Raw genomic sequence first — 26,146 nt, 5'->3', positions numbered from 1 at the left:
GAATCCGAGCACGAGATTCTCGAGGGTTTCTCGAATACCAACGACAAAACAGCTGCTCTGCCGCAAACCCGGGGCGGGTGCGGAAGTATGAACCCCGCCGCTGAAGCAGTCAGTAGGTCAGGTCGCCCTCGAAGACCAGCTCGGCCGGTCCGCTCAACGAGACGTGCTCTCCATCCTCGGCAGCCCACATCCGCACTCCGAGCGTTCCGCCCGGCAGCTCGACGCGCCACTGGTTCGGCGCTCCGGCGCCCGCCCAGTACCGAGTCGCGAGAGCCGCAGCCGCGGCTCCGGTACCGCAGGACAGGGTCTCCCCACTGCCGCGCTCGTGCACGCGCATCCGGATGCGTCCAACGCCGTCTGTGACGAGGGGATCCATCGGCACGACGAACTCCACATTTGCGCCCTCTGCCGCCTCGGGTTCGAGCACGGGGATGAAGGTCAGGTCGGCGCTGTCCAGTTCGTCGTCGCTCGACAGCGCGACGACGACGTGCGGATTGCCGACGGTGATGCCGAGTCCGGGGCGCGCGACAGACAGGTTCTTCGCTCTCACCAGTGGTTCTCCGCCCTGGAGCGACCACCGGCCAAGGTCTACTTGAAATCCGGTGGCGTTGCGTTGCAGATCGCGAACGCCGCTCCGTGTGCCAATCGGCAGAGTCTGCCCCTTCTCGAGCACCGCCAGGTCATTCTGGATCAGGAACTTGGCGAACACACGGATGCCATTGCCACACATCTCTGACAGCGATCCGTCGGCATTGTGGTAGTCCATAAACCATTCGGCCGCGTCATCTTCGGCGAGGGCAGCGGCGCCCGCTGGCAGATTCTTCGAGCGCACCGCCCGGATCACCCCGTCACCGCCCACCCCAAAATGGCGGTCGGCGATAGCCGCGATCTGTGCCGGAGTCAGATCGATCAGCCCCTCGGGATCAGCGAAGAACACGAAGTCATTTCCGGTTCCGTGGCCTTTGGTGAAATGGAGGTCAGGCATGGTCCAAGAGTATCTGCCGGGCAGCGGCCACTCGATCAGGGTCGTCCGAATCGAGCCAGGTCGTCTGCGGATACCGCCGAAACCAGCCCACCTGACGCCGGGCATACTTGCGGGTGAGCACGCGAGTCTGCTCGATGGCCTCAGCCTCGGATAGCTCTGCCCGAATCTGGCCGAATGCCTGGGAATAGCCGATGGCACGCGAGGCGGTTAGCCCCAGGCCCGTGGCCTCAAGCGCGCGCGCCTCCTCGACGATCCCATGGGTCCACATATCGGCCACACGGTCGTCGAGTCGGCTCACCAGACGATCGCGGGTAGTATTGAGGCCGAACGACGTGGTCCGCATCCAGTGATCCGAATCGGCGGGTAGGCCGGATCCAAAGGGCTTGCCAGTGATCTCCACGACCTCAAGCGCGCGCACGAGCCGCCGCCCATTGTGCGGACCGATCGCTTCTGCAGCATCCGCGTCCACCGCCATCAGATCCCGGTAGAGCAGCCCGGGACCGCGGTCGAGAAGCTCCTGCTCGAGCCGGGCACGGATCACGGGGTCGGTCGCCGGAAACTGGAAGTTGTAAACGACTGACGACACATAGAGTCCGGAGCCGCCGACCAGAATCGGCACGGCGCCACGGTCGAGGATGTCGCAAATGGCGGCCCGGGCACCCGACTGATACTTCGAGACGCTTGCCTCATCGCGAGGATCGAGAACGTCGAGAAGGTGGTGCGGGATGCCACGCCGCTCGCTCACGGGCAGCTTCGCCGTGCCGACATCCATACCTCGATAGAGCTGCATGGCGTCGGCATTGATGATTTCCGCTTGCCTGCCCTCGGAGCGGATCAGCTCCCCCAGATCAAGCGAGAAGCGCGACTTGCCGGTGCCGGTAGCGCCGACGATGACGATGAGCATCGCCGCTAGCGCTGCCCGTCATCCAGGTCGTAGATCGGTGCCGTCGCGATCCGCAGGGTGGGAAGACCGAGCGAGACACGCGCCGGAGCGGGTGCCGAAGTAGCCGGGGATGGAACGGCGCAGGAGTCAGCCTCGGCACGATCCCAGGCATCCCCAGCGCTGGTGCGCCGGATGCGCAGCGGCGCGCCATCAGCGGAATCCGCGAGCAGATAGAACGGCTTGGCGTCGGAGATTTTCACAGAAACGATGTCCCCGGGCCGCGGCAGATCACTGTGCGGGGGTACTTCGAAATGAACCAGCCGACTGTCTTCGGCACGGCCGGACTGGCGATGGGTGTCGGCGTCTTTGGACCCTTCGGCCCCGACCAGAACCTCGACCTCAGTTCCGATGAGCGCTCGGTTCTCCTCCCAGGCGATGCGATCCTGCAGCGCAACGAGACGCTCATAGCGCTCCTGCACGACAGACTTCGGAACCTGATCGTCCATGGTCGCAGCCGGGGTGCCCTCACGGATTGAATACTGAAATGTGAATGCAGTGGCGAATCGTGCACGCTCGACTACGCGAAGGGTCTCTTGAAAGTCCTCTTCGGTCTCGCCGGGGAACCCCACAATGATGTCGGTGGAGATCGCCGCATTCGGAATTCGGGCCCGCACGCGGTCGAGGATGCCGAGGAACTTGTCCGACCGGTAGCTGCGGCGCATGGCCTTGAGGATGCGATCCGAACCGGACTGCAGTGGCATGTGCAGCTGTGGCATCACCGCGCGGGTTTCGGCCATGGCGTCGATCACATCGTCGGTGAACGCGGCCGGGTGAGGGCTGGTGAATCGAATGCGCTCGAGACCGCGGATCTCCCCGGCTGCACGCAAAAGTTTGCCAAACGCCTGCCGATCTCCAAACTCGACCCCGTAGGAATTGACGTTCTGGCCGAGAAGTGTCACTTCGATCGCACCGTCGTCCACGATCACCTGGATCTCTGCGAGGATGTCGCCGGGTCGACGATCCTTTTCCTTGCCGCGCAGAGCGGGCACGATACAAAATGTGCAGGTGTTATTGCATCCGACCGAGATCGACACCCACCCGGAGTAGGTGGACTCCCGCCGCGTGGGGAGAGTAGACGGAAACACCTCAAGGGACTCGAGAATCTCGAGTTGGGCCTCGCCGTTGTGACGGGCACGTTCAAGAAGAGCGGGCAGCGACCCCATGTTGTGGGTGCCGAAAACTACGTCGACCCATGGCGCTTTCTCGAGGATGACATTTTTATCTTTCTGGGCGAGACAACCTCCAACGGCGATCTGCATTCCCTCGTGCTTCTGCTTCACCGACGCGAGATATCCAAGATTCCCGTAGAGCTTGTTGTCGGCGTTCTCACGAACGGCGCAGGTGTTGATCACCACCACATCCGCAGTGCCGCCGACAGCCCGCACATAGCCTGCCGCCTCGAGCGACCCACTCAGCCGTTCTGAATCGTGCACATTCATCTGGCAGCCGAAGGTGCGCACTTCATAGGTGCGCGGAACAGCGGGCTGGGCAGAAAAGACCAGTGGAGTTGCAGTGATCGTCATGGTGCCACAATCTTAACCGCCCGATCTGACTGCGCGTCCTCCACAGCAGGAGAGCCCTAGCGGAACCGCACGCCGCTCGACCGGGCAGAGAGTGCTGAATCGACCGCGACCCGGACCACCCCTGACGAGTAGCCTTTTCGTGCGAGAAACCCGTACAGGCGGCGCTTGGCTGTTTCGAAGTCGTACGAGCTCAACTGACCAGCACGCTTGAGCGCGAGTTCGTTCGCGCGAGTCTGTTCGCCATCGTCATCGATCTGCTCAAGCGCGGCCTCGATATGCTTCTGGTCGACATGCCGGCGGCGCAACTCTGCCGTAATGGCGCCGCGCCCCAATCCCTTGCGCTCATGCTGCGTGCGCACGAAAGTCTCGGCAAGGGCGGCATCATCAAGAAGACCGACCCGTTCCAACCGCTCAAGTTCCGCCTCGACAACATCCGGATCCAGTTCACGGGAGAGCAGTGTCTTCTGCAGCTCCCAGCGCGACATCCCGCGACGGGTGAGAGCGTGCATGCTGACATTCTCCGCACGCACCTCTCGGCGCGCGCCGCGGTGACCTGAATCGGTCGAATCCGTAGAGGCAGACTCTGTGTCCGCAGCGTCCGAATCAGCAGCGGCCGAATCAGCCGCGTCCGAATCAGCCGCGTCCGAATCAGCCGCGTCCGAATCAGCAGCATCCGAATCAGCAGGTTCTGCGCCAGAGCCTGATCCGGCTGTCCCTCCAAAGCCTGGCCCTCCAAAGAAGGACACGAAGTCAGGCAGCACCGGGGCATCCACGGCTGCGGGTTGGTCACTCTCCGGTGACGGTTCCGCAAGCGCAGGGGCAGGGATAACCCCGGGCAGGTACGTGACCCGCGCAAGCTTTTGGCCGTCACCGGAGAGCATGACTAGGCCCCGATCGCGGTGCGAATATCGAGACCGGTGCTGTTATCGAGTGCGGTGTTGCTGTCGCGCAGAGCAGTGGTGTTGGCGTTGGCGTTGGCGCTGGCACTGGCGTTGGCCGCCGCCTTGGCTCCAGCGGCACTGGCACGCGCACCCTTCGCGGGAGTCGACGCCGCCGTCAGGGTGCCCGCAGACTTCGCCGCTGCCAGTTCTGCATTGGCATCCGCCTTCGCGCGCGATGCTGCTGCTGCTGCCACCTTTGCGTCACCCATGATGCCGAGCTTGGCCTTGATCTTGTCTTCGATCTCGTTGGCGGTGGCGGCGTGCTCGATCAGATACTTGCGGGAGTTCTCTTTGCCCTGTCCCAGCTGGTCACCGTCGTAGGTGTACCACGCTCCCGACTTGCGCACGATCTCGTGTTCGACGCCGAAGTCGATGAGGCTGCCCTCGCGGGAGATGCCGGTGCCATAGAGGATGTCGAATTCGGCCTGCTTGAACGGTGGCGCCATCTTGTTCTTTACGACCTTGACCCGGGTTCGGTTACCGACGGCATCCGTTCCCTCTTTGAGGGTCTCGATGCGACGGATGTCGAGGCGCACGGAGGCATAGAACTTGAGTGCCTTGCCTCCCGCAGTGGTCTCAGGCGAGCCAAAGAATACGCCGATCTTCTCGCGCAGTTGGTTGATGAAGATCATCGTTGTGTTGGTCTGGCTGAGCCCACCGGTGAGTTTACGAAGAGCCTGCGACATGAGTCGAGCCTGAAGACCGACGTGTGAATCACCCATCTCACCTTCGATCTCGGCGCGGGGCACGAGCGCCGCAACGGAGTCGATGACGACGAGGTCGATCGAACCGGAGCGGATCAGCATGTCCGCGATCTCAAGCGCCTGCTCTCCGGTATCGGGCTGGGACACCAGGAGTGCATCGATATCTACGCCGAGGGCCTTGGCATACTCAGGGTCAAGGGCGTGTTCCGCGTCGATGAAGGCGGCAATTCCACCGGCCTTTTGAGCATTGGCGATGGCATGGAGTGTGAGTGTGGTCTTGCCCGAGGACTCCGGGCCGTAGATCTCCACAATGCGACCACGTGGGAGCCCCCCGATACCGAGCGCGACATCCAGCGCGATCGAGCCGGTAGGGATCACCGCAACGGGAGCCCGCTCATCACTGCCGAGGCGCATGACGGAGCCCTTGCCGAATTGGCGGTCAATCTGGGCGAGGGCGGTCTCAAGGGATTTTTCGCGATCTGCAACTGATGGCATTGTCGTGCTCCTTCTAGCGTCGAGGTGGTGCGCCTATAGGCTGCCGTTTCGTTGAAAGCACCGATCCTGCAGGGTGCTCACAACCTGCGACAAGGCTGTTGTTGGCGGCTTTGTCCAACTCGTCGAACCGTACGCCACACCGGGGACATTGCTGCCTTCCGGGGAAACACCGTGCACTACTTATTGTTTTTTACCGCTGTGAGGGAGACTACGCCACACCGAAGAAATGTTCGAATGTTACGCCCCGGCGTGTTGCCCGGATTCGAAGCCAATCGGCCCGCACCTGTCGGATACCGCCGACGTCGGCGAGAATTGGACCATGTCCCCCGGCACCTTCAAAAAAACCTCCCGCGCTCTCCGGATCGACCACGCCTGGGCCAACAGTCGATCCCGCTGGATCGCGATGCTCGTCGCCGCGGTGTCCCTCGCCCTCTGCCTGGTGGGTGGAGCGATCATCATCAGTGTGCTCTCAGGACGGCCCACGACTGTGGATCAGTCTCTCTACCGAGCGATCTCGGGATTTCGGGCTCCGTGGCTCACGGGTCCGTCTCTCGTGCTCAACCAGGTTGGTGGCGGGAATGTCGCCCTGTTTGTGATTCCGGCGATCGCCGCAGTCCTACTCCTGCTGACCCGAGGAGTCTGGGCCGCCCTCGTGGTGCTGCCGCTGCAACCGCTCACCCAGTGGGCTGTCGGATTCCTCAAGGCCGTCTTCGATCGACCGCGTCCACCGCACCGGGAGATTGTCGTCTCCCTCTCGGCCTATCCATCCGGTCACTCCGCGGTCGCCGCTTCGCTCATTGTGGTGCTCGCACTGCTGGTGCGACATTGGTGGTTCACCGCCATCGGCGTAATCTACGTCGTGGCCATGGGGTACAGCCGCCTCTACCTCAACCTGCACTGGTTCACTGATACGGCCAGCGACACCGCACTCGGGGTCGCAATGGGGCTCGCGGTGTGGGCTGCGGTGGGGGGAATCCGCTCGCTGGTGAAGCGCGTTCGCCGTTAGTGCCCAGGTTTCGGATCGCGGTTACCCACGCCATGCCTCCGCGGCTCAGGCACGTCCGTCGCACGGCACAGAGCAAGCCACGTGTCGCGGATGTCGAGGCCCTTTGCGAGTGCCTGTTCAGCTGTGAGATCCCCGAGTTCGCCGAGCACCAGATCATGCACGAGTGTGCGACCGATGGCCGGGCCGAACTCGTCGGCGACGGCGGTCCAGAACTGGCTGAGTCGCATCCGTTAAGCGTATCGGGGTCTCGATACGGACGCTGCGCGACCTGCGCGACCTGCGCGACCAGGGACTGTCCCAACTCCACCAGGGACTGTCCCGGACAACGGAGACTGTCCCGGACACACCACTGCCCGGCTCTCACGAGCCGGGCAGTGGTGTGCAGACCGGCCACACCGTGCCGGTCCGGTACGTTTTAGCGGGTAACGAGTCCCGAGTCGAAGTCCGCGACGAGGTCGTCGGGGACGGTGTCGGGAATGATGTTGATTCCCTCGATTACTGCGAAGCGCTCGCCCACTTCTCGCATGATCACTGAGATCGGCGTCTCGAGTGCGTCCGCAACGGACGCGAGGATTTCGGAGCTTGCCTCTTTCTGGCCACGCTCCACCTCGCTGAGATAGCCGAGAGCGACGCTTGCCTTACTCGCGACCTGTCGAAGGGTGCGGCCCTTCTGCAGGCGAAAGTCCCGGAGCACGTCACCGATTTCTTGACGAACTAGAACCATTGGACTCTCCTCCTCTAACCCAACTGAGTCGTAAACCACGACTACACAAACCATAACCACGGTGACTGCGTGCTAATTCCTGCCCAGCAAACCAATACCACGCAATCACCACTACCTAAAACACTAGCCAGCGACATCTGTATACCGCTTGTGAATCACTGCGATGTAACGAGATCGAAACGAGAAAGAGTGCCGGCAACCTCACCGGGATTCAAGGGCCATTATCAACCGTGACAGGGATTCGGAGACGGTCCCGTTACGGATTGCCTCTCGGTCTCCCGTAAGTTCGAGTCTCAGCGAACTCACATCGTCACCGATCGCGAATCCGAGATAGACGGTACCTGCCGGATGCTCTCCCTGCGGTCCCGGACCTGCGACCCCGGTCGTCGACAGCCCGATGTCGGCAGGCACTCCGTTCACCGCGAGAGCGGATCTCACCCGATCGGCCATCTGCCTGGCAACCTCGGGATGCACCGGCCCCTGTTGCGCGAGCAGATCTGCATCTACCCCGATAACGCTGTGCTTCAGCGCGGTGTTATAGGCCACGACCCCGCCGAGCACAGTGGCGGAGGCACCGGCAACCCCGATGAGCGCAGCGGCGAGCAGTCCCCCGGTGAGCGACTCGGCCACCGCAATGGTGAGTCCGCGCTCGATCAGCACGGCGACAACCTGTGCTGCGACATCCTGCGCTGCGCCGTCCTGTGCTGCGCCGTCCTGTGCTGCGACAACCTGCGCTGCGCCATCCGCTGTGCGCTGCTCGGACATCAGCTCAGACATCAGCTCAGGCATCAGCTCAGGCCGCTGCGACGCGGTTCTGCTGGCGGTATTTGACAATGAAGTCCGCACCGGAGACCACGGTGAGCACGAGCGCGACAGCCATGACAATCCATCCGACCCAGTGTTCCCACTGGCCGACGAGCGTCCAGAACGGAAAGAGCAACAGTGAGATGGCCACGGCCTGCAAAATCGTCTTGAGTTTGCCACTTGCGACCGCGGGGATGACTCGAGTGCGGATCACCGCGAACCGGAAGATGGTGATGCCGAACTCGCGGATCAGAATCACGATCGTAACCCACCACCACAGCTCGCCGAGGATCGAGAGCGCGACAAGTGCACTACCGATGAGGATCTTGTCTGCAATCGGGTCGAGAATCTTGCCGAAGTCGGTCACGAGATTTTGCCGGCGGGCGAGGATGCCGTCCACAGTGTCCGTAATGATCGCGAGGAGAAACAGCCCGGCGGCGATGTATCGCAGGTGGCCGAGCTGGCCAGCATCAGCGAGAAGGAGCCAGATAAACGCCGGGGCCATGAAAATGCGAATCACCGTGATGATGTTGGCGACATTGCCCGTGCTCGCCGGGGTGTCACCGGCTCGCACCACTCGCCCGCGAAGCGGATTCGTCCGCTTCGCCGAAGCTGCAGACGCCTCACCGGATGCCGGGGCCACAGATTCGGGCACTGCCATGACTCTCACTCCCTGCCGGTCAGATTCCACGCGTCTTCGCCTGTGCTCACGTGGACCTCATCGTATCCGCTCGTCGAGTCGCCCACCGGATCGGCCGAGTAACGATCATCGGTTGCCGCAATTGCTGGCCCATCCTCTCCGCGCAGTTTCGCAAGGACCCCGGGCAGTTGTTCCGGAGCGACAAGAACATCACGCGCCTTCGATCCCTCGGACGGACCAACGATGTCGCGCGACTCGAGCAGGTCCATCAGGCGGCCGGCCTTCGCGAATCCGACCCGGAGCTTGCGTTGCAGCATCGAGGTCGAGCCAAATTGAGTGCTCACTACGAGTTCGGCCGCCGCGAGCAACACCTCGAGGTCGCCACCGATGTCACCGTCGATCTGCTTCTTCTCGGCGGTGGCAGCCACGTCGGTGCGATAGTCGGGCCGCGCCTGGCGAGTCACATGCTGCACGACCGCGGCGACCTCGCTCTCGGTCACCCACGCCCCCTGCACCCGGATGGCCTTCGACGCACCCATCGGCAGAAACAGTGCGTCGCCCTGGCCGATCAGCTTGTCAGCGCCCGGCTGGTCGAGGATCACGCGGGAGTCCGTCATGCTCGACACGGCGAAGGCGAGGCGGGAGGGCACATTGGCCTTGATGAGTCCCGTGACAACGTCGACCGATGGCCGCTGGGTCGCAAGTACGAGGTGGATTCCGGATGCCCGCGCGAGCTGGGTGATCCGCACGATCGAGTCTTCGACATCCCGCGGCGCGACCATCATGAGGTCGGCAAGCTCGTCGACCACGACCAACAGGTACGGATAGGGCTTGAGCGAGCGTTCACTACCGGCCGGGAGTACGATTTCATCGGCGATCACCGCAGCATTGAAGTCATCGATATGGCGGAAGCCGAAGCTCGCCAGGTCGTCGTACCGCATATCCATCTCCTTCACGACCCAGGCGAGCGCTTCCGCAGCCTTCTTGGGATTCGTGATGATGGGCGTGATGAGGTGCGGGATGCCGGCATAGGGCGCGAGTTCGACCCGCTTCGGGTCGATCAGCACCATGCGCACCTGCGCAGGAGTCGCGCGCATCAGGAGCGAGGTGATCATCGAGTTGACAAAACTCGACTTGCCCGACCCGGTGGAGCCGGCGACGAGCAGATGCGGCATCTTCGCGAGGTTAGCGACGACGAAACCACCCTCGACATCCTTGCCGAGGCCGATTGTCATGGGATGAACGCTCGAGGTGCTCGCCTTCGAACGCAGCACATCGCCGAGCGACACGATCTCACGATCTGCATTGGGGATCTCCACCCCGATCGCGCTCTTGCCGGGGATCGGCGAGAGGATGCGAACCTCGTTGCTTGCGACCGCATACGACAGGTTCTTGGTGAGGGCGGTGACCCGCTCCACCTTGACCCCGGGGCCGAGCTCGATCTCGTAGCGGGTGACCGTCGGGCCGCGGCTGAACCCGGTGACCCGGGCATCCACCTGAAACTGCGTGAGCACCTCGGTGATCGAGGCGACGATGTCATCATTGGCCTCGGAGCGCGACTTGGGAGGCGTGCCGGGAACGAGGCTGGATGCGGCGGGCAACCGGTACGGAGGTGCCGGAGCACTGGACTTCGGTGCTGAGAATTCGCCTAGGTCTCCCCGTGCAGATGCCGTCGCGGCGAATCCGGGCAGAAGGTCGGCGATCAGGGGACCGTCGTCGCGGATGCCTGTGACCGGTGCCACTTCACCGGTGAATCGCTTGACTGCGGCTTCCGCTTCGACGAGCTCGTCGATGAGTCCCTCACCGAACTGCTCTTCACGACGGGTGCGGTCGATGACCTCTGTCGCACCCTGGCCTGTGCCCTTCTGGTCTTTTGTGAGCACCGAAGAATCGAAGGCTGGTTCGTCTTCCCGCTTCTTACTTCGGCGCCACCACGGAACAGACCCGGGATCGTCACCGTCGAGACCGAGATCACCGAATGAGCCATACTCCCCGGTCTGTGCCGTCAGACCCTTCTGCAGCACCGTTGCGGGGCTCGCTTCAACGACCTGGGCGCCGAACAGGTATCCGTAAAGTTCGCGAAGCCGCACGCGGGTGCGATTTGGCGGCGTCTTCGTGAGGATGAAGAGTGAGAGCAACAGCAGCAGCGAGACGATCGGCGCCGCCAGCCAGGCCGTGCCGACGGCCAGCAGTGGGCCGGCAAGAACCCAGCCGGCCACACCGCCAGCGCGTGCCAGTGCCTCGACACCGCCAGCGGGTTGGGGCGCACCGCCGAAGATGTGGCAGAGGGCACTGATCGATGTGAGCAGCACAGCGAGGCCGATACCGATGCGACCGTTGTCGTGCACAGACGATGGGTGCCGAAACAGCCAGACCGCAAACAGCAGCATGATCACCGGCAGTGCAAAGGCCACGCGTCCGAACAGTCCGCCGAAAGTGTAGGAGTCGAGCGCGATGGCAATCGGATCGGCAGGGTTGAACCATTCCACGACAGCACCGACCACGGCAAGCAGGAAGACAAACATCGGAACGCCATCGCGGCGTTCGTCCTTCGCGAGAGTTTCGCGACCGAGCACTCGAGCGGCGCCACCCACCGCGTGAGCAAGCCCCAACCACGCGGAAGTGAGCAGGCCGGGCTCTTCGGTCGACCCAGCCCTCATCACGGGCAACTTTCGTGTCGTGCCTTTACCCGTCGCGCGGGAACTGGCGCGCTGCGTCGGGCGCGCGCGCGAAGTCGACCTGGTGCTCGTAGCCATGCTTCAACGCTAATGCCGGGCGCCATAAAAGCCGGGGCTCGACACGCTCCACCACTGGCAGGTCGATGCGCGTCCGTCAGTAGCGTGCATCAGTAGCGTGCGTCAGTAGCGGATGGCGTCGATCACTGTGAACCGCACGGCCGCGATCGCAGGAAGCAGACCCGCAAGGGCTCCCACGACGGTAGCGGCAGCCAGCCCGAACAGCGCCGCACCGATGGGGAACGACGGCAGGTCGGTGATCCCCTGCGATAGCTGCTCCTGCACCCACGGGTTCTCCACAATCGCAACTGCCACGCCGACACCAACCACCCCTGCGGCCACCGTCGCAACGACGCTTTCCATCATCACTGCAAAAAACACTCGACCGGCAGTCGCTCCGAAGCTGCGACGGATGCCGATCTCACGAATGCGCTGACGCACGGTCACCAGCGAGATATTCACCAGGCCAAGGGCGCCGAGGAAGAGGACAAGACCTGCCACCGCGCCGACAGCGATCTTGAATGCCGCGAGCGGATCGCCACCGTATGCGGCATAATCCTGCCGATTGACCTGCACCTGCACTCCGGAGGGTGCAGCAGCGGCAAGCTCGGAGGCGAGCCGTGCGGTCAGCTTGGTGGCCATCGCAGGGGGAACCCACACCTCAAACTGCGTCTGCCCCGCATAACTTGCCGGATCGGCGACGGCGCGATACGCATCCATCAGCATCATCATGCCCGGCATATCACCGTCTTGCGCCGCGTTCACTCCGATGACGACCGCAGTCACCGGATGCGCGCCGAGCAGCCTTACGGTCGGATGGGTTCGGAGATCGAGGGAACCGAGGAGCGCCCAAAATGGGCGGTTAATCGCGATGCCCGGTGCGAGGCGATCCGCATCCGAATCGACGAATCAGGTGCCTTCTTTAATCGCGACCCTGCGCATGGTGCCGTAGTCCACGTCAATCGCTGTCGTGCTGACGATCGATGACCCTCCCACGAATTGAACGGGGAGTTGGCCGCTAAGAATGCCCGTGTGATAGCGGATCTTGTATCGATCTACCGCCGAATCGAAGGTCGCCTCAAACCCCGTCGCGTCGAAGGTCGCACCGCTGTTCGAATAGGCCGAGATCCCGATGTCGGCTGGGCGACCACCGTTGCGCTCAGTGGACTCCCGCATCGACTGCTCGACGATCGCACCGAGGCCGATGACGGAGGTGATTGCGGTCACAGCCACCGCCACCCCGATGAGACTCAGCAGAACTCGGGTTCGATGGATCCGCACCTCCGACCAGGCCTCAGAAAAAGACCCGACCAGAGCAGCGAGCGGGGATTGGCGCTGCGTCGATTGGCGCTGCGTCGATTGGCGCTGCGTCGACTGAGGCGGCGTCGAGCTCACTGTGCGACTCCCGGGGCCGAGAGTGCGGGCACGGGTGAGACGTCGATTGGCGTGAGTACGCCACCGTCGAGCCGGTAGTGCCGACGGGCGAGCGCCGCGACAGTGACGTCGTGGGTGATCGTGATGAGGGCGGCGCCGGATGATTCGGCAACGTCGTCGAGAAGTGCCATCACACTTGCCCCGGTGTCGATATCGAGTGCACCGGTTGGCTCGTCAGCGAGAATCAGCCGCGGGCGCCGGATCAGCGCACGTGCGATCGCCACGCGCTGCTGCTCCCCGCCGGAGAGCTTCTCTGGAATCGAGTTGAGGCGAGCACCGAGTCCGACCCTCTCGAGCATCTCGGTTGCCAGTTGGCGACGGCGCCAGAACTGACGGCCGTTCGCATAGAGCAGCGGAGTCATCACGTTCTCGAGGGCGGTGCGCCCGCCGAGCAGATTGAACTGCTGGAAGATGAAGCCGACATCGGCCCCACGCACGCGGTCGCGGGCATTTCCCGACAGCGTGCTCGTGAGACGGTCATCAAACCAGATACTTCCCGAGGTCGGCGTGTCGAGGAGTCCGAGCAGGTTGAGCAGTGTCGACTTGCCGGATCCGCTTCGCCCGACTATCGACACGTGGTCGCCGACCGCCACCTCGATAGTGACTCCCTTGAGGATCTCGAGCGTTCCGTCATCCGGAAGCCGCACCGAACGCGTCACTTCGTCGAGTCGGAGCAGGCTCATCCGCCTGCTCCCACGCACTGCGGTGACCCGGCGAACTGTGGGCTGGTGCAGTCCGGTTTCGCGGCGGCCCCGGGAACGAACTGCAGGATCTTGTCGCCCTTAGCGAGCCCACCGGTAATTTCGACGTTCGTGCCATCGTTCAGCCCGATGGTTACCGGATGCTTCTCGCTCGAGCCATCCGCTTTCTGCATGTATGCAACGCCGGACTGCGCGCTGCCCTCGATGGCGGTGATCGGAACCACAAGCACATCCTTCGCAACCCCTCCCGAGATGGTGAGCTTCGCCGCGAGACCGTTGAAGACCGTGATTGCGGTGGGAACGACACAGCGGATGGTGGTGCCCGAAGACGATGTACCCGACCCGGTGGCTGCGGTCGAGCCGCTGTCGGACACCGCTCCGGCCACTGCTCCGGCCAACGCGGAGGAGATCGTGAGACCAGTGCAGGTGAATGGTGCGGGGCCGCCCGTAATCGTCACCACTGCCTCGGTCGGCCGGTTGAGCAGCCGATACTGCTGTTCGGCAGAGAGGGATCCGCTCACGTTGAATGTCGGCGGTGCAACCTGCCCGACCACTTCACCGACCACGACGGCCTGGCCGACGATGACCGCAAATGAGGAGAGGATGCCGACCGACCCGGCAGTGACCGTCACCGTCTTCACCACCAACGCTCCGTCTGCGGCGGGCACTTCCGAGCGGATCGTGAGGATGGGAGTCGCCGCCTCGACCGCCTGGCCGGGCTCGACGAGCACTTTCTTCACCCCACCAGCCAGTGTCGCCTTTACCGCCACCGCAGTATCCGCCGAGACAGTAGCCGGCAGCGTCACATCGTTAGTGATCGTGCCAATGCTTACCGTGGCGAGTGGTTCCTCAATCTGCGCGGTGGGCACCGTCGGGTCGCTCGAGGCAATGGCCCCGGAGAAAAAAGCTATCTTTACCAGCGCCGCTGCATTGGCAAGAAAAATGATGATCTGAAGAATGGGAAGACCCATTTGCGTGCAATGCCCACAGCAACCCCAGTGTTCGACCGACTGTTCCACGATCACACTAGCGGGGAGGGCATGAGTAAGAATCACTCTGCAGGATGAGTCTCTGCAGGATAAGTCTCAGCACGCGATCCTGGCGGACGCTACTCGAGCACCGCGGTCAGGCCTCGATGACGACCGGCACGATCATCGGACGACGTCGGTGCGACGAGTTCACCCAACGACCAACCGTGCGGCGGATCACCTGGCTAAAGGCATGCGTGTCGCGGGTGCCATTGGCCGAAGCATCCGACAGCGCCTTGATGATGAGCGGCTTGACCGCGTCGAAGACCGCCTCATCCTCGGCAAACCCGCGGGCCTGGATCTCTGGCCCGACGATGACTCGACCGGTCTGGGCGTCGATGGCCACGAAGATCGAGACGAAGCCCTCCTCGGCGAGAATGCGACGGTCCTTGAGGTCGGCATCCGTGATCTCTCCGACCGACGAGCCGTCAACATAGACAAAGCCGAGGTCAAGTTGGCCGACGACTGTCGCCTCGCCATCTTTGAGGTCGATGACGATGCCATCCTCACCGATGATCGTATTGGCCTCGGGGATACCGGTGGCGATCGCGAGCTGCTGGTTGGAGACCAAGTGGCGGTACTCGCCGTGCACCGGCAGCACGTTCTTGGGCTTGAGGATGTTGTAGACGTAGAGCAGCTCGCCGGCGGAGGCGTGCCCGGAGACGTGCACCTTGGCGTTGCCCTTATGCACAACGTTGGCGCCGAGCTTTGTCAGCCCGTTGATCACGCGGTAGACGGCGTTCTCATTGCCGGGAATGAGGCTCGAGGCCAGGATGATCGTGTCGCCCTTGCCCACCTCAATCTGGTGTTCGAGGTTGGCCATGCGTGCGAGAACCGCCATCGGCTCACCCTGCGACCCGGTCGACATGTAGACGATCTTGTTGTCGGGCAGGTCGGCGGCCTTCTTCGCATCGATGAGCACGCCGGCCGGCACCTTGAGGTACCCGAGGTCGGCGGCAATGGTCATGTTGCGCACCATCGACCGCCCCATGAACGCGACGCGGCGCCCGTTCGCGTGTGCGGCATCCAGCACCTGCTGCACGCGGTGAACATGGCTGGAGAAGCTTGCGACGATCACGCGACGCGGCGCTTTGGAGATGACGGCCTCGAGCACGGGCCCGATGTCGCGCTCCGGGGCGGTGAAGCCCGGAACATCCGCATTGGTGGAATCGGGCAGGAACAGGTCGACGCCGATCTCACCGAGGCGGGCGAAGGCGCGCAGGTCGGTGATGCGATCGTCGAGGGGAAGCTGGTCCATCTTGAAGTCACCGGTGTGGAGGACAACCCCTGCGGCGGTCTTGATCGCCACGGCGAGAGCATCCGGAATCGAGTGGTTGACGGCGATGAATTCGAGATCGAATGGGCCGATTTTCTCAGACTGTCCCTCCGCGACCGTGAGGGTATACGGGGTGATGCGGTGTTCCTTGAGCTTCGCCTCGATCAGCGCGAGAGTCAGGGTGGAGCCGATCAACGGGATGTCCTGGCGCAGCTTGAGCAGGTAGGGCACCGCACCGATGTGGTCTTCGTGGCCGTGGGTAAGCACGACGCCGAGCACGTCATCGAGCCGGTCCCTGATCGGGCTGAAGTCAGGGAGGATGAGGTCGACACCCGGTTGGTTTTCCTCGGGGAACAGCACGCCGCAGTCGACGATGAGGATCTTGCCGTCGATCTCGTAGGAGGTCATGTTGCGGCCGATCTCCCCGAGTCCGCCGATGGGGATGACGCGAAGAGTCGCGGGGGCGAGAGGCCGTGGTTCGTACACCGGTGAGTTCATAAAAGTCCAATATTTCGATATTTTGTGGGGTCTTTAACCCCCTACTCAAGTCTGTATGCGCGAAATCTGTTAGCGCGTGGTCCCGGCAACTTTGGGAAGCGCACCGCCCGCGGCCGCATTGCGGTCCGGGCGGAAGTTCGAGAGATCAACCCCGGGGATCTCTCCAACGAGAGCGATCTCATCTTCGATCTGGGCGGCCTCGAAGTCCTCCGGCCCGACCAGCGGCAGCCGAACTCGCGGGCTGCTGATACGGCCGAGGCCGTGCAGGATGTACTTCACCGCGACCGTGCCCGGCACATGGGTCATCGCGGCACGCACCAGCGGCTCAAGCTGCTGGTGTGCTGCGGTGGCTGTTGCGAGGTCGCCCGCGTTGACGGCATCCACAATCACCCGGTACGGGGCGGCCGCGATGTTCGCCGTAACGCCGATGAGTCCGGTTGCTCCAATCGACAGGTGTGGCAGAACATTCGCGTCATCACCGGAGAAATACAGCAGATCGGTCTGATTCAGAACTCGACTGACCTCGCTGAAGTCACCCTTGGCGTCTTTTATCGCCATGATGTTCGGGTGCTTCGCCGCTCGCAGGATCGTCTCGTAGCGGATCGGGATGCCGGTGCGCCCGGGAATGTCATAGAGGATCACCGGTAGATCCGTCGCGTCGGCGATCATGCGAAAGTGGGTGAGTACCCCGGCCTGGGTCGGTTTGTTGTAATACGGGGTGACGATCATGACGGCATCGGCGCCGGCCCTCTCGCTGTGCTTGTAGAGCTCGATCGCATGGGCGGTCTCGTTGGACCCGCCTCCGGTGATGATTTTCGCCCGGCCGGCGGCAACGGACTTACCCACCTCGACGAGCTTGAGCTTCTCCGGATCGGTGAGGGTGGATGTCTCCCCCGTCGTACCCGTGACGACGATGCCATCCGCTCCCGAGTTGATCACGTCGTCGATGTGTTTCTCCACACCGGGCCAGTCGACCTCACCGTCCGCCGTGAAGGGGGTCACCAGCGCGACAAGCACCTGGCCGAATGGATTGTGAGAGGTAGACACGGATTACAGGATATCGCGCCCGACGGTGCAGCTGGCGATGGGGAATGGGGCCGAGAGGCGGAAGTGGTGCCCAGGGCGGAGTCATCCAGCAATCGGGGCGTGTCACTTGCCTACCGCGGCGTGTTGCCGGCAAGTCCGCTCTCGGACACCCGGCACCCACCCGCGCAGCCAGACCGAGGAAACAGGGGGTCGACACGGGATGTGGCGCGATCAGAACCGGTGGAGGCCGAGTTCCACGTACTTCAGGATCGCAGCGATCACCGCATCCGTTTCGAAGAAGACCTGCTGCCAATCGAATCTCAACACAATGAATCCAAGACGGGCGAGACGCGCATCCCTGCGCAGGTCCCGAATTCGCTGTTCGCGACCGCCATGGTGCTGTTCGCTGTCACACTCGATGACCAATCGATCGCCGACCAGCAGGTCCATCCGCTCAAGGTCGGTGAACGGGATGCGCACCTGGGGAACCGCCGTGCACCCCGCCCGCGCGAGGAGAACCCTGACCACGCTTTCCGACCCGGAATCTGCGCGCCGGTCGACGAGTGGAATGACCGCTCGCCCCGCAGCTGATAGCGCGGCGGAAGCGAGTTCCAGGTCAAATTGGGACGTGTCCGAGCGACGGAGGAGGGAGTCGAGGACCGCGACGACGTATTCTTCCGGCTCGGACACGACGAGTTGGCTGATCATGTCGGTGATCGGTGCGATGCCGAAAGCGTGGCGGAGCGATCGCGTGCCGCCCGACCAGAGGATCCGCACATCCCCTCGCGCCGTGTCGAGCCAACGCCCAGGATCATCGGGATCCCGAAGGTGGGTCGCGCCAGCGCTCACCTCGACCGTGAGCACTCGACCCGGTGGAACCCACAGTCCTCGTGCGCGCGCCGCGGATGCTCCAGCCAACCGACCGCCGACACGCGCCGCTCGCACCAATTGCGCGTCTGCATCGAGAGCCGCGTAGACACCGGGGCGCACTCGCACGATGGTGCCAGCCGCGGCCGCACGCTCCACCCGCGCGTGCGGTATTCCGAGCTCTCCAAGGCTGTGAACATGGGCGACGCCACCGAGTGAACGGAGGGTCGAGTCAAGGGCGGACATGTTTGCAGAGTGGTCGCCGGGGCTCTTCGGCGTGGACTTCGACATCCAAATGCTGGATAGGTAGCTATGGCGGGCACTGGGGAGGAGTGGACGATCACGCTGACAGCGGAGGGACCAGGCAACTCGCCGCCAGGGAGCTGCGACACGCCGGCGGATGTTAGGAAACTCCGCCCTGGGCAACAGCACCTGCCACCGACCAAAGTGGACGGACGAAAGGTCGATGCGCGAGCGCAGTCTGATGCCATGGCGGTGACCAGTCAGGCGACGACCATTCAGGCGGCGCGGAAAAAACCAATCCCGAGGAACTGCTCGGCGCCACCGAAGCCACAGGTAACTTGCCCGGTTTCGCGCGCGTTGGCAGGCATCCCGATCATGCACGAGGCTAACCTCGCATAGTGCCAACAACAGATGTTCCTCAGCCAGACCTGTCGTCAACAGAAGTGCTCGCAACAGAAATACTCGAAACAGAAATGCTCGCAGCAGATGCGACCCAAGCAGATGCGACCCGAGCGCAGGTACCCCCAACAGATGTGACCCCAGCGCAGGTGACCCCAGCGCAGGTGACCCGAGGACAGGTGACCCCAACTGCCGCCGGCACAAAAGACACACCCCGCGCTGACGGTGCGACCGCGCGGCCCTCGACGCGCACAGCGCGCACCGCGAGGCCACCGGTGCGCGCGCCGATGCGCATCCTCATCTCCGGGGCAAGCGGATTCATCGGTCGTGAGCTCACCAGGCAGCTGCAAGGCGATGGTCACGAGGTATTCAGTCTGGTGCGACGGCAGCCGAAAGGCCCGAACGAGATCAACTGGGCTCCGAGTGCTCACATGCTCGACGCGAGCGTGATGGACGGTATCGACGCCGTGATCAACCTTTCGGGCGCATCGATTGGTCGATTGCCCTGGACCCGGGGCTACAAAAAGCAGATTCTCGATTCGCGGGTGCAGTCCACTCGCACACTCACGGAAGCGATGGCGCGTGCGACAACCCCGCCCAAGATATTCCTCAACGGATCGGCCGTGGGAATCTACGGTGATCGGCCGGGCGAGCGCCTTACGGAGGATTCCCCACGCGGTCCAGGGTTTCTCGGCGACGTTGTGGAGGCGTGGGAACAGGCTGCGCAGCTCCGGCCCGCAAAAACGCGCCTCGTGACCCTCCGCACCGGGGTCGTGATCGGCAACGGGGGCTCGCTGCTTCCCGTGATGGCGCTGACCCGCCTCGGCCTCGGTACCCGACTCGGCACCGGGGGTGACATCTGGCCATGGATCAGCCTCTACGACGAAGCGGCTGCCATTAGGTTTCTGCTCACCTCGAAGCTCAGTGGTCCGGTGAACCTGGTCGGTCCGACTCCGGCAACGTCAGACCGCATCACCCATCACGTGGCGAAAAGGATGCACCGGTGGTATCCCTTTGTCGCGCCATCCTGGATCATCGGTCTTCTCCTGCAGGATGCTGGCCCGGCGTTGCTGTTCAGCAGCCAGCAGATTCTGCCGTCGAAGTTACTCGCTGACGGGTTCACCTTTCGCGACCAGACCGTCGAACAGGCAATTGACGCCTTCCTGACCTGATCGTTACAACCACCCTGCCGTCAGCGCGCCGCCCGCTCGAGCGAGATCGCTCGCCGAATAGCCCTGCGCGCGCGGGAGCGATCACCACTGGCGTCATAGGAGAGCCCGAGCCGGAACCATGCCTGCCAGCTGCCGGGATCTGCCTCCACCGCCGCCTTGTAGTGGGGAAATTCCGCGTCGGCTGCGGCCCGCTCCGGTCGGCCGCTTGTGCGCTTGGGCAGGGAGTCGACGGGCAGTTCGCCCGCGGCATCCAGCCGGCTCACGAGTTTCTGAGTGCGGATTCCAAACAGCAACTCGGCCGCCAGCGCCCACGCTCCGAGCAGCGGAAGCACGAGCAGCGCGATCCCGAGCGTCTTCGCAATCCCGTTGTCCACCGCGATCAGGCGAATGGCGAGCTGCAGTACGAGCACCAGGTAGAGCACCAGAAGCGCCGACATCGACAGCGCCGCGATACGACTTTTCATTCGAGATCGCTCGGGATGCCCGACGGCGGCTCCGGATCGGCCGGACCGAGTTGGATCAGCCGGTCGAGTCCCACGACCACGCCGGTGGCCGAGCCGAGGGCGTGCAGGGCGAGCTTAATGCCAGCTTCGTAGGCGCTCGGGTCGAGGGTCTCATGGCTCAGGGTGAGTGTTTCCCCGGTGCCACCGAAGATCACATCCTGCTTCGCAACGATTCCCTGCATCCGTAGCGAATGGATCGGCACACTCGACACCTGTTGACCGCGAGCGCGCTGGTCGGCGTGTGGGGCGATCACCGGTCCCTTGACAGCCCGTGCATTGCCGATCAGCTCCGCCGTGCGAACTGCGGTGCCAGAGGGCGAATCGACCTTGGTGGCGTGATGGGCCTCGATGATCTCGATCGAGTCATAGAACCGGGCCGCCATCGCCGCAAAGGAGGTGGCAAGTACCGAGCCGATGGAAAAATTGGGAATGATGATGACCGCAGCGCCGGTTGCCTCGGCGGTCAGGCGAGTCTTGAGCGAGGCGATACGGGTCGCCGACCAGCCGCTCGTTCCCACCAGCACATTCTTGCCATGCCCCACTGCGAATTCGACGATTCCCTGGCTCACGGCTGGCACCGTGACATCCACCACCAGATCGGCCACGAGCATGTTTTCGAGCGGCGAGCGGGAGTCGAGGCTGGCAAGAAGTTCGAAGTCCGGGGATTCAGCGATCAGGCGAGCGATGAGCTGCCCCATGCGACCGGATGCGCCGACAATGGCGACGGAGGTAGTCATTCCCCAAATCTACCAAGCCCGCCCCATAGGCTGGTTGCATGCTGCGCTGGATCGAATCACGGGTCGACGACCCGGTCGCCCACGAGTTGCTCACCGAATACTTCGATAGCCGTGCGGCCGGATTTCCCAGGCAGCAGGGCCGCTACCGCACCACATTCCCGGTGCCGGATGATTTCATCGTTCCATACGGGATTTTTCTCGTTGCGGTCGATGACGACGACACGCAGCTCGGATGTGGCGGAATCAGGCGGCTCGAATCCGCGGGCATCGACATCCGTCGGTATGAGGTGAAACATCTCTACCTGCGTACTGCTGCCCGCGGGCAGGGCAGCGGGCGTGCGCTGCTTGCCGAACTGGAGTGCCGCGCCCGAGCCTTCGATGCCACCGAACTGGTGTTGGATACGAACGCGAGTCTCGAAGCAGCCGGAAACCTATACCGCTCGAGCGGTTACCGCGACATCCCGCCGTACAACGAAAACCCCAACGCGACCAACTGGTATCGAAAAATACTTTAGAAGGGCTGTCCCTCAGGGAGTCCGGTGCGCAACTCGACCGGGAGGTGACCGAGATCGTTATGGGTGATCAGCACGGGCGGTTTAGCCGAGCGCACCCGGATGATCGTGAGCCCGCAATTGGCCTGGTTGAGCCCCATCCAGCGCCAGGATGGGGCATCGAAAACCTCGCGCACAAACCAGGCGATGACGGAGTTGTGGGTGATCAGGAGCTCATGTCGATCGTCTCTGCCCGGGGTGAGCCACTCGCTCACGGCATCCGCCATCTGGGCCTCCCCCGCCGCAATCTCATCGTGCGTCACCGAGCCGAAGAAGGGCTCGAACGCATGGGGCATATCGGGGGTCGGGCCGCACGGAATGCAGTCGAACAGCAGCGCAGACGGCTGAGAGTCGAGGCTCGGCATGCTTGCCGTCATGATGTGTGCTGTCTCCTCCGCGCGCTGCAGCGGCGAATGCCATGCACCCGTGAACGGCACTCCGCTCAACCGTTCCGCCACGAGTTTGGCCTGGCGGGTGCCGCGGCCAGAGAGCGGGCCATCGGGCATGCCGTGCTCGGCATCCTGCTGCTCGCCGTGACGCACGAGATAGATGAAGTGAGACATCGTTGTTCCTCTTTGGCTATCAGTGGGAATGAGCGATCAGTGGGAATAAGTGATCAGTGCGAATGAGCGATCAGTGCGAATGATGGAGCTCAGCTCACGTGGAGACAGGCTGATCGACGATGCCATCGAAGACCGAGGCATCGACGGTACCGACTGCGGCAATTGACAGCGGCCGTGACGCGAGCTCGGCGGCGAGATCACGCACGTCCACCGGTGTCACGAGGGCGAGTCGTCGCAGCGATTCGTCGAGATCGGCGTATTCACCGAGGGTGATCTCGGAGCGACCGAGGCGCGACATCCGGGTGTCAGAGTCTTCCAGCGCAAGAGCGGATGCCCCACTCAGCTGACCGACGGCGCGGCGCATCTCGTCATCGGTCACGCCACCGGTGCCGAGGCGACGGAACTCCCCGAGTAGGAGCTCGGCCACCTGGCCGACCTTGGCCGGCGAACATCCAGCGTAAAGACCGAACAGGCCGGCATCGGAATAACTCGGGGAGAACGAGTAGACGGAATAAGCGAGACCACGTTTTTCACGGATCTCCTGAAACAGTCGCGACGACATTCCTCCGCCGAGAATCGAGTTGAGCACGGCCATGGTCGACCTGCGGTCATCGGATGCCGGAATACCGGGGACGCCCATGAGAATGTTCGCCTGCTCGATGGGTCGCTGCACCACCACGAGTGGACTTCCGCGTTGGATCACTCCGAGGGCGGCATCCCTGCGCTCGACCGGGGTCTCCTCGGCTTCGAGATTCCAGCCGGCTGCGGCAAGAGCGCGCTGCACCCCGATGACCAGCTCATCATGATCGACCGCCCCGGCGACTGTGATGACGAGGTCGCGTGCGCGGTAATTGGCCCGATAGTGGTTCCACACCGAGTCCCGGGTCGCCGCACGGATCGTCTCCGGGCTTCCCCCGATCGGCCAGCCAAGCGGATGCTCGCCAAGAACAGCTTCGAAAAAGCGTTCGCTCGTGACATCCGAGGGATCATCGTCGGCCATGGCGAGCTCCTCCAGGATTACGCCGCGTTCGGTCTCGAACTCATCCGCGTCGATGAGTGAGGAGGTGATCATGTCGGAGAGCACTTCGACGGCCATCGGAAGGTCCCTATCCTGCACCTTCGCGTAGTAACAGGTGTATTCCTTCGCGGTCATCGCGTTGTGCTCGCCGCCAACCGCATCGAAGCTCACCGCGATGTCGAGGGCGGTACGGGCCGCAGTTCCCTTGAAGAGCAGGTGTTCGAGAAAGTGGGTGCTTCCCAGGGTTTCGGGCAATTCATCGCGGGATCCGACCGCGACCCAGTAGCCGACGGTGGCGCTCCGCGCACCCAGCACCTGCTCGCTCAGGATGCGCACCCCGCACGGCAGCACACTGCGCCGCACGAGGGAATCTCCCGACGAAGTGATGCTGAGTTCAGCGAGGTCGAGGGGAAGCGGGACAGTACCAGTCATTGGGCCGAGCCTACGTCACCGAGGCAGCCTGTGCCTGCAACGCCCTCCCCTGTACTGGGGTGCAGAACAGCGAGCACAGACCGGGCAAACCGATCTGTCTGTCCCCATCAACATGCTACTGTTTTCCCGTCGTGAACGGCCCCTGGGCAGGACGGCCCCCTGCTAACACGCGGGGGAATCCACTGAGAACTGCTGAAAGGCGTATCCGGAAATTGCGGGGAAGGAACGTCGCAGATTCCCCCGAAAATCCAGTTGAGTCACCGCGCGAAACTGGGCACAGCTAGTCAGCCAGCTCAACAGCCCAACAGCCCAACAGCCCAAGGGAAACACGTTATGTCAATGATCGATACCCATCCAGCCGTCCAGCGCACGCCCTGGGGCACTGGAACCCCACCTGACTCGGTGGCGCCGGCAAAGCGTCGCATCCTCGAAACCGCAATCCGGCTGTTTTACAACGACGGTATCCGCAGCGTCGGAATCGACCGGTTGATCAGTGAATCCAGCGTCACAAAGGCCACTTTTTATAAGCATTATGGCTCAAAGGATCGCCTCATCGTGCAGTACATCTCCCAGCGCCACTCACTCGCGCAGGGGATCGTCGATGAGATCATCCGGCAACACAGCGACCCGCGGGCGGCACTTCGGGGACTCATCGATCAGATCGTCGCGGATGTCATGTCCCCCGGCTTCCGCGGGTGCGCGTTTATCAATGCCGCAACCGAATTCACCGACCCCCGCCATGCCGTTCGCCAGATCGTGTCCGAGCACCGCGAGTGGTACGCGGAGACCCTGAGCACCCTGCTGAATCAGCTCGGGCATCCCCTGCCCGGTGACGGAGGCGATGAGTTAGTGCTTGCCCGCGACGGTGTGATGACCGGCGGCTACGCGGGAGACCCAATCGCCGCCACGACCGCTTTCGTGCGGGTCGCCGATCGCGTTATGGATCGTTCCATCCGCTAGCCTCTAGTGTCTAGCCTCTAGTCGACGCGCACGCTCCCGCGAGCAGACTTAGGCCGAGATCCGGTCGAGCTGCGCTACCTGGTGGCGACTCAGTTGGATTTTTGCCGCTGCGACAAGTTCAAGCACCTGTTGTGGGCGGCTCGCGCTCGCCACTGGCGCGACTATGCCGGGCTTTGACAGCAGCCACGCAAGAGCGATGGTGGCCAGGCTCGAATTTTGTTCGCGTGCCACCTGGTCAAGCACTGCAAGCACCCGCTGGCCGCGCTTAGACAGGTGATTCGCCAGCTCGGTCCCCCGGTTGTTCTTGCCCAAATCCGCCTTCGTGCGGTACTTGCCGGTGAGAAATCCGCTGGCAAGGGCGAATCGCGGCATGACCGCGAGTCGCTGTTGGGACGCCACTCTGGCCAAGTCCCCCTCATAGCCGGTGCGGTGCATGAGGTTGTAGTGGTTTTGCACGGCCAGCATCGGAGCCACTCCGAGCTGAGCTGCTATCACCCGTGCTTCGACCAAGCGGTTGCTCGAGTGGTCAGACACTCCAAAGTGGCGCACCCTACCCGCCCGGATCAGATCGTCCACGGCGAGAAGCGTTTCCTCGAATGGAACCTCTGGATCGTCGATGTGAAGGTACAGCAGGTCGATGTAGTCGGTCTGAAGACGCTCGAGTGAGGCGTTGACCGATCGGCTTATCGCCTTCGCGGTGACACCGGGATTATCGGCACTCTTGCCGACCTTCGTCGCGATGACGATGCCTGCACGCAGCCGACGGTCCCGCATCCAGTTGCCGATCATTGTCTCGCTTCGACCGGCGGCGTAGGAGTCGGCCGTGTCGATAAAGTTACCGCCGTGGGCGAAGTAGGTGTCGAGAATATCGTTGGTGGCGCCGCCGTCGGCGGTCCATCCGAATACATTTCCACCGATTGCGAGCGGAAAGACGCGCAGTGCAGACTGGCCGAGTGGACGTCGGATCGGGAGGGACACCTCGAGCGTGGGAACGTCAGCGGAGGCCGGCGGAATGGGTAAGGCCGCTTCCGGCCGCCGCACCTGCATCATGACCATTCCCTCAATCCCTCCCTGCATCGCGGTTGCGGGATCCGGCTACGAAATCCGGACCGCGAACATGATTGTCATTGCTCTTGTTCTGAGAATAGAGGCGGATAGTGACAAATCGAGGTCACGCGCGCCGAGTCTGCTCTGCGTCGGCACAATTGTTATCCGCTCGAGACCGGACGACCGTGGCA

At 63.2% G+C, this 26,146-nt stretch carries 26 protein-coding genes; 4 read left to right on the top strand and 22 right to left on the bottom strand.

Going from position 1 to position 26,146, the window contains the following annotated elements; all coding sequences use genetic code 11:
- Positions 1-109: 109 nt before the first annotated feature.
- The 5 genes from dapF to recA all read right to left on the bottom strand — a co-directional run bounded on the left by dapF (position 110) and on the right by recA (position 5,591).
- Positions 110-985 (bottom strand): diaminopimelate epimerase, encoded by an 876-nt coding sequence (dapF, locus tag IWX88_RS06915; RefSeq protein WP_196828578.1) that lies wholly within the window; start codon positions 983-985, stop codon positions 110-112.
- Positions 978-1,889 (bottom strand): tRNA (adenosine(37)-N6)-dimethylallyltransferase MiaA, encoded by a 912-nt coding sequence (gene miaA, locus IWX88_RS06910; RefSeq protein ID WP_196828576.1) that lies wholly within the window; start codon positions 1,887-1,889, stop codon positions 978-980. Before miaA ends, dapF begins: the two co-directional genes overlap by 8 nt.
- A gap of 5 nt (positions 1,890-1,894) precedes the next feature.
- Positions 1,895-3,451, bottom strand: coding sequence for a tRNA (N6-isopentenyl adenosine(37)-C2)-methylthiotransferase MiaB (gene miaB / locus IWX88_RS06905; RefSeq protein ID WP_196828574.1), 1,557 nt, complete (start codon positions 3,449-3,451; stop codon positions 1,895-1,897).
- Positions 3,452-3,507: 56 nt separating this feature from the next.
- The gene (locus IWX88_RS06900; RefSeq protein ID WP_196828572.1) at positions 3,508-3,960 is read right to left on the bottom strand and encodes a regulatory protein RecX; all 453 of its coding nucleotides are present in this window, start codon (positions 3,958-3,960) and stop codon (positions 3,508-3,510) included.
- Positions 3,961-4,334: 374 nt separating this feature from the next.
- Entirely contained in the window at positions 4,335-5,591 is a 1,257-nt protein-coding gene (recA, locus tag IWX88_RS06895) for a recombinase RecA (protein ID WP_305038632.1), read from the bottom strand.
- A gap of 319 nt (positions 5,592-5,910) precedes the next feature.
- On the opposite strand from recA, the gene IWX88_RS06890 reads away from it, so the two are divergent.
- Positions 5,911-6,597, top strand: coding sequence for a phosphatase PAP2 family protein (locus IWX88_RS06890; RefSeq protein WP_196828570.1), 687 nt, complete (start codon positions 5,911-5,913; stop codon positions 6,595-6,597).
- Here the strand turns inward: IWX88_RS06890 and IWX88_RS06885 are convergent.
- The 12 genes from IWX88_RS06885 to IWX88_RS06835 all read right to left on the bottom strand — a co-directional run bounded on the left by IWX88_RS06885 (position 6,594) and on the right by IWX88_RS06835 (position 18,576).
- Positions 6,594-6,824, bottom strand: coding sequence for a DUF3046 domain-containing protein (locus tag IWX88_RS06885; protein WP_196828568.1), 231 nt, complete (start codon positions 6,822-6,824; stop codon positions 6,594-6,596). The two genes, IWX88_RS06890 and IWX88_RS06885, sit on opposite strands and share 4 nt — an antisense overlap.
- A 188-nt stretch (positions 6,825-7,012) precedes the next feature.
- Positions 7,013-7,321, bottom strand: coding sequence for a helix-turn-helix domain-containing protein (locus tag IWX88_RS06880; RefSeq protein WP_196828566.1), 309 nt, complete (start codon positions 7,319-7,321; stop codon positions 7,013-7,015).
- 201 nt (positions 7,322-7,522) lie between these two features.
- Positions 7,523-8,110: a CinA family protein gene (locus tag IWX88_RS06875; RefSeq protein ID WP_231368934.1), complete on the bottom strand. Its 588-nt coding sequence runs from the start codon at positions 8,108-8,110 to the stop codon at positions 7,523-7,525.
- A gap of 4 nt (positions 8,111-8,114) precedes the next feature.
- The gene (gene pgsA / locus IWX88_RS06870) at positions 8,115-8,786 is read right to left on the bottom strand and encodes a CDP-diacylglycerol--glycerol-3-phosphate 3-phosphatidyltransferase (protein WP_196828564.1); all 672 of its coding nucleotides are present in this window, start codon (positions 8,784-8,786) and stop codon (positions 8,115-8,117) included.
- A 5-nt stretch (positions 8,787-8,791) separates the two neighbouring features.
- The gene (locus IWX88_RS06865; protein ID WP_196828562.1) at positions 8,792-11,521 is read right to left on the bottom strand and encodes a DNA translocase FtsK; all 2,730 of its coding nucleotides are present in this window, start codon (positions 11,519-11,521) and stop codon (positions 8,792-8,794) included.
- A 102-nt stretch (positions 11,522-11,623) separates the two neighbouring features.
- Positions 11,624-12,286, bottom strand: a complete 663-nt coding sequence (locus IWX88_RS14020) for an ABC transporter permease (RefSeq protein ID WP_370568222.1) — start codon at positions 12,284-12,286, stop codon at positions 11,624-11,626.
- Between the two features lie 123 nt (positions 12,287-12,409).
- Complete coding sequence (locus tag IWX88_RS13820) at positions 12,410-12,895, bottom strand: hypothetical protein (protein ID WP_231368933.1); 486 nt, start codon at positions 12,893-12,895, stop codon at positions 12,410-12,412.
- Entirely contained in the window at positions 12,892-13,617 is a 726-nt protein-coding gene (locus IWX88_RS06855) for an ABC transporter ATP-binding protein (protein ID WP_196828560.1), read from the bottom strand. The genes IWX88_RS13820 and IWX88_RS06855 overlap by 4 nt, the downstream gene beginning before the upstream one ends.
- Positions 13,614-14,606 carry a hypothetical protein gene (locus IWX88_RS06850; protein ID WP_196828558.1) on the bottom strand — a complete coding sequence of 331 codons (993 nt, stop codon included), beginning with the start codon at positions 14,604-14,606 and terminating at the stop codon, positions 13,614-13,616. Before IWX88_RS06850 ends, IWX88_RS06855 begins: the two co-directional genes overlap by 4 nt.
- Positions 14,607-14,760: 154 nt before the next feature.
- Positions 14,761-16,437, bottom strand: coding sequence for a ribonuclease J (locus IWX88_RS06845; protein WP_196828556.1), 1,677 nt, complete (start codon positions 16,435-16,437; stop codon positions 14,761-14,763).
- Between the two features lie 69 nt (positions 16,438-16,506).
- A complete protein-coding gene (dapA, locus tag IWX88_RS06840; RefSeq protein WP_196828554.1) occupies positions 16,507-17,484 on the bottom strand; it encodes a 4-hydroxy-tetrahydrodipicolinate synthase in 978 nt (325 codons plus the stop codon).
- A 210-nt stretch (positions 17,485-17,694) separates the two neighbouring features.
- The gene (locus IWX88_RS06835) at positions 17,695-18,576 is read right to left on the bottom strand and encodes an endonuclease domain-containing protein (protein WP_196828552.1); all 882 of its coding nucleotides are present in this window, start codon (positions 18,574-18,576) and stop codon (positions 17,695-17,697) included.
- A gap of 395 nt (positions 18,577-18,971) precedes the next feature.
- Between IWX88_RS06835 and IWX88_RS06830 the strand changes: the two genes are divergently transcribed.
- Entirely contained in the window at positions 18,972-20,144 is a 1,173-nt protein-coding gene (locus IWX88_RS06830; protein ID WP_370568221.1) for a TIGR01777 family oxidoreductase, read from the top strand.
- Positions 20,145-20,164: 20 nt separating this feature from the next.
- Here IWX88_RS06830 and IWX88_RS06825 read toward each other — a convergent pair whose 3' ends face one another.
- Positions 20,165-20,608: a tetratricopeptide repeat protein gene (locus IWX88_RS06825; RefSeq protein ID WP_196828550.1), complete on the bottom strand. Its 444-nt coding sequence runs from the start codon at positions 20,606-20,608 to the stop codon at positions 20,165-20,167.
- The gene (gene dapB, locus IWX88_RS06820; protein ID WP_196828548.1) at positions 20,605-21,384 is read right to left on the bottom strand and encodes a 4-hydroxy-tetrahydrodipicolinate reductase; all 780 of its coding nucleotides are present in this window, start codon (positions 21,382-21,384) and stop codon (positions 20,605-20,607) included. The genes IWX88_RS06825 and dapB overlap by 4 nt, the downstream gene beginning before the upstream one ends.
- A gap of 38 nt (positions 21,385-21,422) precedes the next feature.
- Between dapB and IWX88_RS06815 the strand changes: the two genes are divergently transcribed.
- On the top strand, positions 21,423-21,899 hold the full coding sequence (locus tag IWX88_RS06815; RefSeq protein ID WP_196828546.1) for a GNAT family N-acetyltransferase: 477 nt from the start codon (positions 21,423-21,425) through the stop codon (positions 21,897-21,899).
- Here the strand turns inward: IWX88_RS06815 and IWX88_RS06810 are convergent.
- Both IWX88_RS06810 and IWX88_RS06805 read right to left on the bottom strand, forming a co-directional pair.
- Positions 21,896-22,498: a histidine phosphatase family protein gene (locus IWX88_RS06810; RefSeq protein WP_196828543.1), complete on the bottom strand. Its 603-nt coding sequence runs from the start codon at positions 22,496-22,498 to the stop codon at positions 21,896-21,898. The two genes, IWX88_RS06815 and IWX88_RS06810, sit on opposite strands and share 4 nt — an antisense overlap.
- Positions 22,499-22,592: 94 nt before the next feature.
- Positions 22,593-23,948, bottom strand: a complete 1,356-nt coding sequence (locus tag IWX88_RS06805) for a pitrilysin family protein (protein ID WP_196828541.1) — start codon at positions 23,946-23,948, stop codon at positions 22,593-22,595.
- 333 nt (positions 23,949-24,281) lie between these two features.
- On the opposite strand from IWX88_RS06805, the gene IWX88_RS06800 reads away from it, so the two are divergent.
- Positions 24,282-24,908, top strand: coding sequence for a TetR/AcrR family transcriptional regulator (locus IWX88_RS06800; RefSeq protein WP_196828539.1), 627 nt, complete (start codon positions 24,282-24,284; stop codon positions 24,906-24,908).
- 48 nt (positions 24,909-24,956) lie between these two features.
- Here the strand turns inward: IWX88_RS06800 and IWX88_RS06795 are convergent, their stop codons facing one another.
- Complete coding sequence (locus IWX88_RS06795; RefSeq protein WP_231368932.1) at positions 24,957-25,964, bottom strand: aldo/keto reductase; 1,008 nt, start codon at positions 25,962-25,964, stop codon at positions 24,957-24,959.
- Positions 25,965-26,146 lie beyond the last annotated feature (182 nt).

Source organism: Frigoribacterium sp. CG_9.8 (genome assembly GCF_015751965.1).
Lineage (GTDB): Bacteria > Actinomycetota > Actinomycetes > Actinomycetales > Microbacteriaceae > Lacisediminihabitans.
This window is presented reverse-complemented; position numbering and strand designations above follow the sequence as displayed.

What these genes read in the sequence shown, in the direction of transcription:
- IWX88_RS06815 (WP_196828546.1), top strand. Translation starts at nt 21,423, where the DNA reads ATGCTGCGCTGGATCGAATCACGGGTCGACGACCCGGTCGCCCACGAG.
- miaB (WP_196828574.1), bottom strand. Translation starts at nt 3,451, where the DNA reads ATGACGATCACTGCAACTCCACTGGTCTTTTCTGCCCAGCCCGCTGTT.
- IWX88_RS06890 (WP_196828570.1), top strand. Translation starts at nt 5,911, where the DNA reads ATGTCCCCCGGCACCTTCAAAAAAACCTCCCGCGCTCTCCGGATCGAC.
- recA (WP_305038632.1), bottom strand. Translation starts at nt 5,591, where the DNA reads ATGCCATCAGTTGCAGATCGCGAAAAATCCCTTGAGACCGCCCTCGCC.
- IWX88_RS06875 (WP_231368934.1), bottom strand. Translation starts at nt 8,110, where the DNA reads ATGCCTGAGCTGATGTCTGAGCTGATGTCCGAGCAGCGCACAGCGGAT.
- IWX88_RS06800 (WP_196828539.1), top strand. Translation starts at nt 24,282, where the DNA reads ATGTCAATGATCGATACCCATCCAGCCGTCCAGCGCACGCCCTGGGGC.
- dapF (WP_196828578.1), bottom strand. Translation starts at nt 985, where the DNA reads ATGCCTGACCTCCATTTCACCAAAGGCCACGGAACCGGAAATGACTTC.
- IWX88_RS06885 (WP_196828568.1), bottom strand. Translation starts at nt 6,824, where the DNA reads ATGCGACTCAGCCAGTTCTGGACCGCCGTCGCCGACGAGTTCGGCCCG.
- IWX88_RS06795 (WP_231368932.1), bottom strand. Translation starts at nt 25,964, where the DNA reads ATGGTCATGATGCAGGTGCGGCGGCCGGAAGCGGCCTTACCCATTCCG.
- IWX88_RS06835 (WP_196828552.1), bottom strand. Translation starts at nt 18,576, where the DNA reads ATGTCCGCCCTTGACTCGACCCTCCGTTCACTCGGTGGCGTCGCCCAT.
- IWX88_RS06855 (WP_196828560.1), bottom strand. Translation starts at nt 13,617, where the DNA reads ATGAGCCTGCTCCGACTCGACGAAGTGACGCGTTCGGTGCGGCTTCCG.
- pgsA (WP_196828564.1), bottom strand. Translation starts at nt 8,786, where the DNA reads ATGGCAGTGCCCGAATCTGTGGCCCCGGCATCCGGTGAGGCGTCTGCA.
- IWX88_RS06810 (WP_196828543.1), bottom strand. Translation starts at nt 22,498, where the DNA reads ATGTCTCACTTCATCTATCTCGTGCGTCACGGCGAGCAGCAGGATGCC.
- IWX88_RS06865 (WP_196828562.1), bottom strand. Translation starts at nt 11,521, where the DNA reads ATGGCTACGAGCACCAGGTCGACTTCGCGCGCGCGCCCGACGCAGCGC.
- dapB (WP_196828548.1), bottom strand. Translation starts at nt 21,384, where the DNA reads ATGACTACCTCCGTCGCCATTGTCGGCGCATCCGGTCGCATGGGGCAG.
- IWX88_RS06880 (WP_196828566.1), bottom strand. Translation starts at nt 7,321, where the DNA reads ATGGTTCTAGTTCGTCAAGAAATCGGTGACGTGCTCCGGGACTTTCGC.
- IWX88_RS06805 (WP_196828541.1), bottom strand. Translation starts at nt 23,948, where the DNA reads ATGACTGGTACTGTCCCGCTTCCCCTCGACCTCGCTGAACTCAGCATC.
- IWX88_RS06825 (WP_196828550.1), bottom strand. Translation starts at nt 20,608, where the DNA reads ATGAAAAGTCGTATCGCGGCGCTGTCGATGTCGGCGCTTCTGGTGCTC.
- IWX88_RS06845 (WP_196828556.1), bottom strand. Translation starts at nt 16,437, where the DNA reads ATGAACTCACCGGTGTACGAACCACGGCCTCTCGCCCCCGCGACTCTT.
- IWX88_RS06900 (WP_196828572.1), bottom strand. Translation starts at nt 3,960, where the DNA reads ATGCACGCTCTCACCCGTCGCGGGATGTCGCGCTGGGAGCTGCAGAAG.
- IWX88_RS06850 (WP_196828558.1), bottom strand. Translation starts at nt 14,606, where the DNA reads ATGGGTCTTCCCATTCTTCAGATCATCATTTTTCTTGCCAATGCAGCG.
- miaA (WP_196828576.1), bottom strand. Translation starts at nt 1,889, where the DNA reads ATGCTCATCGTCATCGTCGGCGCTACCGGCACCGGCAAGTCGCGCTTC.